The 12,751-nt window shown below is 64.9% G+C and carries 9 protein-coding genes; 2 read left to right on the top strand and 7 right to left on the bottom strand.

Going from position 1 to position 12,751, the window contains the following annotated elements; translation table 11 throughout:
• Positions 1–212 precede the first annotated feature (212 nt).
• The 3 genes from AC1MH0_RS15770 to AC1MH0_RS15780 are packed head-to-tail and all read right to left on the bottom strand — an operon-like array spanning position 213 to position 3,499.
• Complete coding sequence (locus tag AC1MH0_RS15770; RefSeq protein WP_480963537.1) at positions 213–1,106, bottom strand: SDR family oxidoreductase; 894 nt, start codon at positions 1,104–1,106, stop codon at positions 213–215.
• Between the two features lie 59 nt (positions 1,107–1,165).
• A complete protein-coding gene (locus tag AC1MH0_RS15775) occupies positions 1,166–2,782 on the bottom strand; it encodes an OFA family MFS transporter (RefSeq protein WP_480963538.1) in 1,617 nt (538 codons plus the stop codon).
• Between the two features lie 42 nt (positions 2,783–2,824).
• Positions 2,825–3,499, bottom strand: a complete 675-nt coding sequence (locus tag AC1MH0_RS15780) for a fumarylacetoacetate hydrolase family protein (protein WP_480963539.1) — start codon at positions 3,497–3,499, stop codon at positions 2,825–2,827.
• A 124-nt stretch (positions 3,500–3,623) separates the two neighbouring features.
• Between AC1MH0_RS15780 and AC1MH0_RS15785 the strand changes: the two genes are divergently transcribed.
• A complete protein-coding gene (locus AC1MH0_RS15785; RefSeq protein ID WP_480963540.1) occupies positions 3,624–4,718 on the top strand; it encodes a catalase family protein in 1,095 nt (364 codons plus the stop codon).
• A 1-nt stretch (position 4,719) separates the two neighbouring features.
• Positions 4,720–5,505, top strand: a complete 786-nt coding sequence (locus AC1MH0_RS15790; protein WP_480963541.1) for a metallophosphoesterase family protein — start codon at positions 4,720–4,722, stop codon at positions 5,503–5,505.
• A 146-nt stretch (positions 5,506–5,651) separates the two neighbouring features.
• Here the strand turns inward: AC1MH0_RS15790 and AC1MH0_RS15795 are convergent, their stop codons facing one another.
• The 4 genes from AC1MH0_RS15795 to rpoC form a co-directional block, all read right to left on the bottom strand.
• Positions 5,652–6,440 (bottom strand): hypothetical protein, encoded by a 789-nt coding sequence (locus AC1MH0_RS15795; RefSeq protein ID WP_480963542.1) that lies wholly within the window; start codon positions 6,438–6,440, stop codon positions 5,652–5,654.
• Between the two features lie 92 nt (positions 6,441–6,532).
• Positions 6,533–7,072, bottom strand: coding sequence for a glycosyltransferase (locus AC1MH0_RS15800; protein WP_480963543.1), 540 nt, complete (start codon positions 7,070–7,072; stop codon positions 6,533–6,535).
• Positions 7,054–7,815: a glycosyltransferase gene (locus AC1MH0_RS15805; RefSeq protein ID WP_480963544.1), complete on the bottom strand. Its 762-nt coding sequence runs from the start codon at positions 7,813–7,815 to the stop codon at positions 7,054–7,056. The genes AC1MH0_RS15800 and AC1MH0_RS15805 overlap by 19 nt, the downstream gene beginning before the upstream one ends.
• Positions 7,816–8,383: 568 nt before the next feature.
• A complete protein-coding gene (gene rpoC / locus AC1MH0_RS15810) occupies positions 8,384–12,670 on the bottom strand; it encodes a DNA-directed RNA polymerase subunit beta' (RefSeq protein WP_480963545.1) in 4,287 nt (1,428 codons plus the stop codon).
• Between the last annotated feature and the right edge of the window lie 81 nt (positions 12,671–12,751).

A 12,751-nucleotide genomic window follows, 5' to 3' on the forward strand; every position in this document is an offset into this window, starting at 1 on the left:
GATCTGCTGGGCGGTCACCAGCGCACAGGTACAGATTTGATAACGATGTGCAATAGCGAGATTGAGTGGGGCTCTTGGCTATCCTCCCCCGCCAGGGGGAGGTGGCACCGCAGGTGACGGAGGGGGAGGAACGCGCAACGACGGTGATCCTTGCCTCCCCCTCCGTCTGGCAAGGGCCAGCCACCTCCCCCTGGCGGGGGAGGATTAGGGGGTCAGGCTACCCCAGCGCCGCCGGTGACGCCGTAGACTTCACCGGTGATGTAGCTGCCCTCTTGCGAGGCTAGCAGCACGTACACCGGGGCGATCTCCACCGGCTGGCCGGGACGGCCGAAATGGCTCTTCGATCCGAACGTCTCGAGCGTTTCCTGTGGTTGGCCGCCGCTGGGCTGAAGCACCGTCCAGAATGGGCCCGGCGCGACGACGTTGGCGCGGATGCCCTTCTCAATCAGCTGCTTGGCTAGACCCTTGGTGTAGGCGACGATCGCCGCCTTGGTGGTCGCGTAGTCGAGCAGATTGTCGGAAGGATCATAGCCCTGGACCGACGCCGTCGTGACCACCGCCGCGCCGACGGGGAGGTGCGGGACGGCAGCCTGCACGAACCAGTGCAGCGCATAAACGTTGGTCTTCATTGTCTGGTCGAAATCGTCGGTCGAGATATCGGCGACGGTCGGCCGTGTCTGCTGGCGCCCGGCGTTGACCACCAGCACGTCGAGACCGCCGAACGCGTCGACCGTCTGCTGGACTGCGGCACGACAGAACGACTCGTCCTTCACGTCGCCCGGCAGCGCAAGCGCCTTGCGCCCTTCCGCCTCGATCAGCGCGACGACTTCCTTCGCGTCGGCCTCTTCGGCGGGGAGATAAACGATCGCGACGTCGGCGCCTTCGCGGGCATAGGCGATCGCAGCGGCACGACCGATCCCGCTGTCGCCGCCGGTGATAAGCGCTTTGCGCCCCGCGAGCTTACCCGAACCCTTGTAGCTCGTTTCGCCGTGATCGGGCTTCGGATCCATCTTCGACGCAATGCCCGGTGCAGCCTGCGGCTGTTGCGGGAAGGGGGGCTGCGGGTATTGCGTGCGCGGATCCTGCATCGTGAGCCGGTCGGCCATGGGGTGCTCCTGTGTCGATTAAGCAAGAGCAACCCATGCCGGCGCGTATAGGTTGCGTTCTATTTGAGCAGGATCAACGCCTTCGACAGCGTCATGTAGATCCCCCAGAGGATCGGCAGCCCGACCGCGAGCCACGCAAAGACGACGATCGGCGAGGTGCCGGTGGCCGCAGCGGCCGTACCGCCGCCGACAGTGTCGACAGCGATCGGCCGGTCATCTGCCGCCATGTGGAACTTCGCCGCGACCGGCCGGACGAACAGGTTCGCGACGAACCCGGCCACCAGCATCGCCGCCAGCACGAGGAAGATCGGCGGATAGATATCGCTGCGGGGCACACCCGCCGCGATCGCGCGGTCACGCATATTGGCGACGAGCAACGGCCCGACCACGCCGGCTGTCGACCAGGCGGTCAACAACCGCCCGTGGATTGCACCGACATATTTGGTCCCAAAGAGGTCGGCGAGATACGCCGGCGCGGTCGCGAAACCGCCGCCGTACATCGAGGCGAGGATGCAGAAGACCAGGATGAACAGTCCCAGCGTGGTGCCAGCCAGTGCCGGTGCGGCGAAACCGTAGAGCACGGCGCCTGCCGCGAGGATCGTCGCGAACAGGGGTTTGCGACCGATCCGATCGGACAGCCACGCCCAGAAGAACCGCCCGCCGATGTTGAACAGGCTGATCGCCCCGACAAAGCCTGCGCCTACTGCTGCGGCCGCCTTCTTCTGGTCGTCATCGAATGCCGTGAACAACACGCTCGGCGCGTCGATCAGGCGTCCGCCGAACAGCTCCTGCAACATCGGCGAGGCGATGCCGATGATCCCGATCGACGCGGAGACGTTGAAGAACAGCACCAGCCACACCAGCCAGAATTGCGGCGTGCGATGCGCGTCCGACAGTGCGACGTTGAAGCGGCTAATCGACGCCTTGGCCGATGTTGGCGCGGTCCAGCCCGCCGGTGCCCAACCCTCGGCGGGGACGCGGTAGCCGATCGCGCCAGCCATCATGAACACGAAATAGACGCAGGCGAGCACCAGGAACGTCTGCCAGACGCCAACGCCTGCGGAGCTCGCGAAATGCTTCATCAACAGGTCGGCGAGAGGTCCGCCGATCATCGCGCCTCCGCCAAAGCCCATGATCGCCATCCCGGTCGCCATGCCGCGCCGATCGGGAAACCATTTGATCAGCGTCGAAACGGGCGAAATGTAGCCAAGGCCGAGCCCGATTCCGCCGATGACGCCCGACCCGAGCCAGATCAGCCAGAGTTGATGCGTCGCGATGCCGATCGCCGCGATGCCCATGCCGCCGCACCAGCAGAATGCGGCGACGACGCCGGCTTTCCGCGGGCCTGCGCGCTCGAGCCAGCCGCCCCAGATCGCGGCGGCGGCACCGAGCACGACGAAGAACAGCGTGTACGTCCAGACGAGATCGCTGACCCGCCAGTCGCAGGTCGTGGTGGTCAGCGCGCCGAGCAGCGTAAGGTTGGGGCAGGCGACCGGGTCGGTGATCCCGATCGCGCGCGACAGCGGCAACCAGAACACGCTGAACCCGTACGCCATGCCGATGCACAGGTGGATCGCGAGCGCGCAGGGGGGCACGAGCCAGCGGTTGAAGCCTGGCGCGGCGACGGTTCGCGCCCTGCTCAAGAACCCGGCCCCTGTGTCGATCGTGTTCGTCATCCAACCCCCGCCTGTTATCGGTATTGGCGGCAGCGTGGACGATCAGTCGACGAATGTCACCATAAGCGTTTCGAAACCGTCGATCGTCGCGTGCACGGTCTGTCCGCGTCGGATCGGGCCGACGCCGGCAGGGGTGCCGGTGAAAATCAAATCGCCAGGGGCCAGCTCGACGAACGTTGACAGAGTCGCGATTATCTCGGGCACGCTCCAGATCATCATCGACAGGTCGCCGGACTGGCGCGTCTCGCCGTCGATCGCGAGCGCGATTCTGCCCTTGGTGGCGGGCACACCCGGCGTGAGCGCGCCGACCGGGGCGGAGTGATCGAAGCCCTTCGCCATGTCCCACGGGCGCCCGGCCTTCTTCGCCGCCGCCTGGAGATCGCGCCGCGTAAGGTCGATGCCGACGCCTGCGCCGAAGATCGTCGCTTCGGCATCCTCCACCGCGATATCCTTGCCGCCCGCACCGAGCGCGATCACCAGTTCGACTTCGTGATGCAGGTCTTCGGTCTGCGGCGGGAAGGGGAGGGTGCTGCAGTTTGCGACAACCGCGTCGGCGGGCTTGGAAAAGAAGAACGGCTCCTGCCGATCGGGGTCGGAGCCCATCTCGCGTGCATGGTCGGCATAGTTCTGGCCTACGCAGAAGATCCGGCGGACGGGGAAGGGATCGGACGTACCGGCGATGGCGACGGTCGGCGCGGTGATCGTGGGGATGTGCATGATGGCTCCTTCGCGCGCTCTCATCGACCGCGAACGCATGCTTTGCAACGGCGGCTCGCGGCAACGAACCGGAACGTCTGCCGACTCAACGGGTTACGGCTAGGCACTAACCGGAGATACCCCAATGCCCAGCAACCAGCCCGTCCGTTTCGATCCGTCCGTCGAAACGATCGCTCCCGACGAGCAGGAGACTCTGCAGGGCATGAAGGATTCGTTCCAGGACATCCTGGAGACGACGTCGCAGGACTATGGCCACGCGGTCCGTTCGGTCCATGCCAAGGCGCACGGCATCGCGCGCGGTACCTTCACGATCGCCGACAACTTGCCGCCCGAACTCGCACAGGGTATCTTCGCAACGCCCGGCCGCCACGAGGCGATCATCCGTATCTCGACCAATGCCGGCGATATCCTCGACGACAGCATCAGCCTGCCGCGTGGTCTCGCGCTGAAGATCCTCGATGTCGACGGTGCCCGCCTGCCGGGGTCGGAAGGCGACACGACGCAGGACTTCATCATGGTCAACGGTCCCGCCTTCTCGGCCTCCGACCCGAAGGCCTTCGCCAAGAACCTGAAGCTGCTCGCGAAGACAACCGACCGCTTCGAAGGTGTGAAAAAGGCGATGTCCGCCACCTTCCGCGTCGTCGAGTCCGCGCTCGAAGCAGTCGGCGGCCAGTCAGCGACGCTGACCACGCTCGGCGGTGCCAAGCCCGTCCATCCGCTCGGCGAGACCTACTACTCGCAGACGCCGTTCCGCTTTGGCGACTACATCGCGAAGGTCGCGCTGTTCCCGGTATCGCCCGAACTGACGCGACTGACCGGCGATCTGGTCGACATTACTGCACGTCCGGATGCTTTGCGCGAAGTCGTTCGCGAGGAACTGGTCGAGCATGGCGGCAAATGGGAGTTCCGCGTGCAGCTGAACACCGATCTCGAAAAGATGCCGATCGAGGACGCGTCGGTGGTCTGGGACGAGGCGGCGAGTCCGTTCGTGACGGTCGCGACGCTCGAAGTGCCGGCGCAGCTGTCGTGGGAGCAGGGCGTCACCGATCATACCGACGACGCGCTGTCGTACAGCATCTGGCACGGCATCACCGCGCATCAGCCGCTCGGCGGGGTGAACCGCACGCGCAAGGATACGTACAAGCAGTCGGCGGACTTCCGCGGCAAGTTCAACGGATGTCCGATGCACGAGCCGGCCAAGCTGTCCGAACTCGCCTGACATGAGGGGTATCGGGGGTGCCGGATTGAAGCTGTTCCACGTCAGCGACGTGCATTTCGGTGCGGAGGACCCGGCGGCGATCGCTTGGTTCTCCGAACGCGTCGCGGACGAGAAGCCGGACGCGGTCATCATGACCGGCGACCTGACGATGCGCGCTACGAAGGACGAGTTCCAGCAGGGCGGCGACTGGTTGCGGTCGCTCGACGTGCCGGTGACGCTGGAGGTCGGCAATCATGACATCCCCTATTATTGGGACCCGTTCCGGCGGCTTTTCGCGCCGTACCAGCGCTACGCAGCGGTCGAGCAGATGATCGAGAAGCCGTTGGAGCTTCCCGGCGTAACCGTGGTCCCGCTCAAGACGACGGCGCGCGCGCAGTGGCGGTGGAACTGGTCGAAGGGGCGTGTCAGCCCCGGTTCGCTAAAGCGCGCGCTGGCGATGATCGCGGACGTACCGAAGGGCAATTTGATCCTCATCGGTGCGCATCACCCGCTGATCGAGGGCGGCACCACCGGGACCGCCAAGACGCGCAATGGCGACGAGGCGCTGACGGCGCTGGCCGAGGCTGGTGCGCATGCCGTGCTGTCGGGGCATGTCCACGATCCGTTCGACGTGCCGGTCGAGCGAGCGGGTCGGATCATCCGCATGATCGGTGCGGGCACGCTGTCGAAGCGCACGCGTGGCAGCCCGCCTGCGTTCAACGAAATCCGGGTTGAGGGTGGGCGGTTCGAGACGCTGGCGCGGACGCTGTCCCCTGAGGCCAAGCACTCGATTACGAGTGAAGTCTAACGAGATTTTCGATCCTCCCCCGCCAGGGGGAGGTGGCGCGAAGCGACGGAGGGGGAGGAACACGCAGCCAACGTGGTCCCTTACCTCCCCCTCCGTCTGGCAAGCGCCAGCCACCTCCCCCTTGCGGGGGAGGATCAGCAGCTTGCCTAGTCCGGTGCTTTCCCGGAGTTGAACTCTATATCGATCTCCACCCATCCGCCGAGTATCTGCTTCCCACCCACCCGCGGGGGGCGGACGCGGAACTGCCACGCGGCTTGGCGCATCGCGCGCGCCAGACCAGAGCCGACGGGCGACTCGCTCAGCGCGCGGCAATTCTCGACCTGGTAGTTCGCGATCATCCGGCAGGCGATCTTCGCCCAGCTGTTCGGCGGCGGCGGGCTCTTCAAATAGCCGTTGAGTTCGGCATCGGTCGGCCGGCGATACCATTCGACCTTGTACAGCCGCTCGCCACCCGGACCTTCGCCGGGGCCATAGGCTGCACCGCTGTCCTTGCCCTTGCCCGACCCGCTGCCACCGTCACCGCCGGCAAGCTGGTCGTCGGGGTGCGACGGCATCTTCGAAATATCCGCTGCTTCGAACATCTCCATGCCGCCGAGCATCTTGATCGGCAGCGGTGGCGGCGATGTCGGCGGGGCAGGGGGCGCCTGTGCGGAAGGGACCCTAGGTGCCGCGCGCTGCGGCGAACCGCCGCTCGCACGCTTTGCCTTGGTCGGCGATGGCGTCCGCTTCTGAGGAGTAGGCGCAGTCTGATCGGGGGCGATCTGGAAGGTGACCGGCTCGCGGCGCTCCTCGGGTTTCGAGGTAACCGAGGGCGCCAGTCGCAACAGCAGCAGGAGAATAAGGACATGCGCGATGACGGTCAGCACGAACGCGCCGCTGCGCCGTCGGGTCGAACCGCGTGTCTCGATCGACGAAGGATGGTACGCCGACCGCATCGGCAGTCCGCCTAGCCCCGCCAAGGCGCGACGGCAACGCCCGGCGTCGATGATCTTTTTGTCACCATGGTCACTGAAAACTGTCGACGAAGTCAGCCGCGCTCATCGACGAGCGCCGCGATCGCGTCCGCGGCGGCCTCTGCACCGTTCTCCAGCGCAACCTGCGCGCCGACATGCGCGGCCTTCTCGCGTATCCGGTCGGTCAGGATGGCGGTGATCGCGGCACCAGCATGCGCGATCGTGAAGTGCCTCGACGACAGCGTCCTGCCGACGCCGATCGATTGGATGCGGTGCCCATTGTCGTACTGATCGCCCATGTGCGGGACGACAAGTTGCGGCTTGCCGGCCCGTAGCGCCTGGCCGGTCGAGCCCGCGCCACCGTGATGGATGACCGCACATGCCCGCGGGAACAGCAGCGAGTGCGGCGCATAGCGGCAGACATGCACGTGTTCGCTCGCTGCTGCCTGATCGTCGCTACCGGTCAGCAGTACCGCGCGCAGGCCGAGTGTTCGCGCGGTCGAGGCTGCGGTGACGTAGAAGTCGCCTGGCGCAAACGTCGCAAAGGATCCTAGCGTGAAGACCAGTGGCGGTGGGCCGGCAGCGAGGAACGCCTCTAGCGCTGGGTCGAGCATTTCGGGCGCCCCGGTATCGCTGTCGAAATCGCAAAGCCGGTGACGCGCGCAATGTCCGGCAGGTCAGGCTGGCGCGGCGCAATGGCCGGCGAATAGCAGCACAAGGTAAGGTCTGCGCTCACGGGCGTCTCGAGCAGCAACGCCTGGCGTGACGGCGGCAGGCCGCGTGACCTGCGAACCGCATCGACGGGGCGTCCATACCGATGTCGCAGGACGCCGCGCATGACCCGATACACCGACCGGTTCCAGGCGCGACCGATCGGCCCGGTCGGTGCGTGGGCCATCATCGCGAAGTCGGGTGTGCGGGGCGGCGCATAGGCGGAGAAGGTCGCCATCGGCTGGAGCAGAACGTTGACCAGCGGCACGCTGCGCGTCTCCGCGACTATCGGCGCGGCGAACACGAACAGCGAGGCGACCAGTACGACCGCGCCCTCCATCGCGTTGTCCAGCGCCGTCGTGCTATTGGCTAGCCACGGCATCAGGATTCGGTTCATCAGATAGGTCTGATCCGACATGATCCGCTTTGCGACCTGGTCGGGCGGCATGCCCAACGTCTCGGTCAGCGCATCGAAGCCGCCGACGATCGCGATGCCGGTGAGGCCCGCAGCTTCGACCTTGGCGACGTGATCGGCAGGGACCGCCAGCACGACCGCGAACCCTCTCGCCTTCAGCGCGAGGCCGATCGCGATGAAGGGATGCAGGTCGCCGAGCGAGCCGATCGTGGCGAGGACGATCTTTCGCATCGGCTCTGTGTTGTCCTTCCCGGCCGCTAATTTCGACAGCACCCGCCGCAGCCGTACAGCGGGAATGCGACTCATTTATTGCGGCGAAATTGTCCGCGCTGGTCCGCAGCGGCATGACCAACTGTCAGTCAGAACCGTCAGACCAGCTTTCCCCTGTCATGCCGGACCGGTTCCGACATCGAGTGCGGCAGACTCCGAAGATGCTGGTTAGCGGAGCCGTGGACCCAGGAACTGGTCGGCAGTTATCCCCACCCGACATGTAACCATCGTCATTCCCGCGGAGGCGGGGACCCATATGCTCAGACTCCGGCGATCTCATCGCTAGGTTTGCCAGTATGGGTTCCCGCCTGCGCGGGAATGACGGTTACATGGTGGAGAGGATAATCACCGAACCGGTCCGGGGTGACGACATGACTTCAGAACAACGCGCTTCAACAATCGGCCGCAAACGCTAAGCGTCGATCGGCCGCGAAGACGCGCTTCCGCTCCAAAACGGAAAAGGCCGCCGCCCGGTATCCCGGACGGCGGCCTTTTCATTAGTCAGCGCCGAGGCGTCTGACGAAACCGATTACTCGGTCTCGTTCAGATACTCGCCGGCATCCGCGTCGGTGCCGGTGCCCGAGGTGACGACCGCTGCGAGCGGATCCTCTCCTGCGCCGCCTGCATCACGCGGCGAACGTGCCAGTTCGGCAGCATGCTCGTCGGCAGCCGACATCGGTGCCACGATCGACACCTCCGCCATCTTGCGCTGCTGGACGCGCATCGCGGCGTCGCGGCTGTTGGCCACGACACGCAGGCGGTTGAGGCCTGCACCGGTGCCTGCCGGGATGAGCCGGCCGACGATCACGTTCTCCTTCAGGCCCATCAGCATGTCCTGCTTACCCTGGACCGCTGCCTCGGTAAGGACGCGGGTGGTCTCCTGGAACGATGCCGCCGAGATGAAGCTGCGGGTCTGCAGCGACGCCTTGGTGATGCCGAGCAGGATGGGCTTGCCCTGTGCGCGGGTCTGCTTCTTCTCGAGCTTCTCGTTGGTCGCGTCCATTTCCTCGCGATCGACCTGCTCGCCCTTCAGCAGCGTGGTGTCGCCGCCGTCGGTGATCTCGACCTTCTGCAGCATCTGACGAACGATCGTCTCGATGTGCTTGTCGTTGATCTTCACGCCCTGGAGACGATAGACTTCCTGGATTTCCGACACGAGATACTCGGCGAGGGGTTCGATGCCCATCGTCTCGAGGATGTCGTGCGGATCGGGCGAGCCGCCGATCAGGTTGTCGCCGCGCTTGACGTAATCGCCTTCCTGGACGTCGATGACCTTCGACTTCGGCACCAGATACTCGACAACGTCGCCGCCATCCTCGGGCTGGATGCCGATCTTGCGCTTCGCCTTGTAGTCCTTGCCGAACACGACGCGGCCCGAGATCTTGGCGATGATCGCCGAGTCCTTGGGGATGCGTGCCTCGAACAGCTCGGCAACACGCGGCAGACCACCGGTGATGTCGCGCGTCTTGGCGCTCTCGCGGCTGACGCGGGCCACGACGTCGCCGCCGAACACCTGTGCGCCATCCTCGACCGACAAGGTCGCGCCGATCGCCAACATGTATCGACCGGTCTCGCCCGACGTCTCGTCGAGCAGGGTCATGCGCGGACGCAGATCCTCCTTCGACTTGGTCGTCGCACGATATTCGATCACGACGCGCTGGGCGATGCCCGTGGCTTCGTCGGTCTGCTCGGTGAGCGTCTTGCCCTCGATCAGGTCGACATACTTGATCGTGCCCGGGTTCTCCGTGATCACCGGCATGGTGAACGGATCCCACTCGGCCATCCGATCGCCGCGCGACACGATGTGACCATCGTCGAACAGCACGTACGCACCGTACGGGATGCGGTCGACCGAGAGCTCGCGGCCGTCCATGTCGACGATCGCGATTTCACCCGAGCGGCTGAGCACCACGCGACGGCCACGCTGGTCGACGATGATACGCAGATCGCGGAACTGCACCGTACCGTCTGCGTGAGCCTCGAGGTTCGACGTTTCGTTGAGCTGCGCCGCACCACCGATGTGGAACGTACGCATCGTCAGCTGCGTGCCCGGCTCACCGATCGACTGCGCGGCGATGACGCCGACAGCTTCACCGATGTTGACCGGCGTACCGCGGGCGAGATCGCGCCCGTAGCACTTGCCGCAGACGCCGATCTTCGACTCGCAGACCAGCGGGCTGCGGATCTTGCACGACTGCGTACCGAGGCCTTCGATCGTCGTGATCATCGGCTCGTCGAGCAGCGTGCCCGACGGGATGACGACCTTGCCGGTCTTCGGATCGACGATGTCCTCCGCGGTCGTACGACCGAGGATGCGCTCGCCGAGGCTTGCGATCGTCGAACCACCCTGGAGAATGGCCTTCATCTCCAGCGCGCGGGTCGTGCCGCAATCCGGTTCGATGATCACGCAATCCTGCGACACGTCGACCAGACGACGCGTCAGGTAGCCCGAGTTCGCCGTCTTCAACGCCGTATCCGCGAGGCCCTTGCGAGCGCCGTGGGTCGAGTTGAAGTACTCAAGGACGGTCAGGCCTTCCTTGAAGTTCGAGATGATCGGCGTTTCGATGATCTCGCCCGACGGCTTGGCCATCAGGCCACGCATACCGGCAAGCTGCTTGATCTGCGCCTGCGAACCACGAGCACCCGAGTGGGCCATCATGTAGATCGAGTTGATCGGCTTTTCACGGCCGGTCTCCTCGTCTACCTTCACCGCACGGATCTCGTCCATCATGGCGTTCGCGACCTGGTCGCCGCAACGGCTCCAGGCGTCGATCACCTTGTTGTACTTCTCCTGCTGCGTGATCAGACCGTCCTGATACTGCTGCTCGAAGTCCTTCACGAGCGCCTTGGTGTCGTCGACGAGACCAACCTTGGCGTCCGGAATGATCATGTCGTCCTTGCCGAACGAGATGCCGGCGCGGAACGCGTGGCGGAAGCCGAGCGACATGATCGCGTCGGCGAACAGCACGGTCTCCTTCTGGCCGGTGTGACGATAAACCTCGTCGATCACGTCGCCCACGTCCTTCTTGGTGAGGAGGCGGTTGACGGTGTCGAACGGCACCTTGTGGCTGTGCGGCAGGCACTCGCCCAGCAGCATGCGGCCCGGGGTCGTCTCGTACCGCTTGAGGTACTGCTTCCCCTTCTCGTCGGTCTGCGGAACGCGGCTGATGACCTTGGTGTGCAGCGTGACCGCCTGAGCGTTCAGCGCCTGGTGCACTTCGGCCATGTCACCGAGCAGCATCCCCTGGCCCGGCTCGTTCTCCTTCATCATCGACAGATAATAGAGACCGAGCACCATGTCCTGCGACGGAACGATGATCGGCTTGCCGTTAGCTGGCGACAGGATGTTGTTCGTCGACATCATCAGGACGCGCGCTTCGAGCTGGGCCTCGAGGCTCAGCGGGACGTGCACGGCCATCTGATCGCCGTCGAAATCGGCGTTGAACGCGGAGCAGACCAGCGGGTGAAGCTGGATCGCCTTGCCCTCGATCAATACCGGCTCGAACGCCTGGATGCCGAGACGGTGAAGCGTCGGCGCACGGTTCAGCATGACCGGATGCTCGCGGATCACCTCGTCCAGGATATCCCAGACTTCCTTGCGCTCCTTCTCGACCCACTTCTTCGCCTGCTTCAGGGTCATCGACAGACCCTTCGCATCGAGACGTGCGTAGATGAACGGCTTGAACAGCTCGAGCGCCATCTTCTTCGGCAGGCCGCACTGGTGCAGCTTCAGCTCAGGCCCGGTCACGATGACCGACCGACCCGAATAGTCGACGCGCTTGCCGAGAAGGTTCTGACGGAAGCGGCCCTGCTTGCCCTTGAGCATGTCGGACAGCGACTTCAGCGGACGCTTGTTGGCGCCCGTGATCGTGCGACCGCGGCGACCATTGTCGAACAATGCGTCGACGGCCTCCTGAAGCATGCGCTTCTCGTTGCGGACGATGATGTCCGGCGCGCGGAGCTCCATCAGGCGCTTGAGGCGATTGTTGCGGTTGATCACGCGGCGATACAGATCGTTCAGATCCGACGTCGCGAAACGACCACCGTCCAGCGGCACCAGCGGGCGCAGCTCGGGCGGGATGACCGGCACGACCTCGAGGATCATCCACTCGGGGCGGTTGCCCGAATCGATAAAGCTCTCGACGACCTTCAGGCGCTTGATGATCTTCTTGGGCTTCAGCTCGGACTTGGTGACCGCGAGCTCTTCGAGCAGCGCGGTACGCTCACCGACGAGGTCGAGCGATTCGAGCATGATGCGGACAGCTTCGGCACCGATACCGGCCGAGAAGGCGTCCTCGCCATACTGGTCCTGCGCGTCGAGGAGCTCGTCCTCGGTCATCAGCTGGTACTTCTCGAGCGGGGTCAGGCCCGGCTCGATCACGATGTACGCCTCGAAGTACAGCACGCGCTCGAGCTGCTTCAGCTGCATGTCGAGCAGCAGGCCGATGCGCGATGGCAGCGACTTCAGGAACCAGATGTGTGCGACCGGGGCGGCGAGCTCGATATGGCCCATCCGCTCGCGGCGGACCTTCGAGACGGTAACCTCGACGCCGCACTTCTCGCACACGATGCCCTTGTACTTCATGCGCTTGTACTTGCCGCACAGGCACTCGTAGTCCTTGATCGGACCGAAGATGCGCGCGCAGAACAGGCCATCACGCTCAGGCTTGAACGTGCGGTAGTTGATGGTCTCGGGCTTCTTGATCTCGCCGAACGACCACGAACGGATCTTGTCCGGGGACGCAATGCCGATCTGGATCTGGTCGAACGTCTCGGTCTTGGCGACCGGATTGGCGAAGGGGGTCATCTCGTTCATGAGCTGTCCTTAGGAAAAATCTTCCCCCCTACCGCTTGCGGGAGGGGGAGGGGCCCAGCCTCTTCAGGCTGGGAGGGGGTG

The organism is Sphingomonas sp. AP28 (assembly GCF_056680455.1).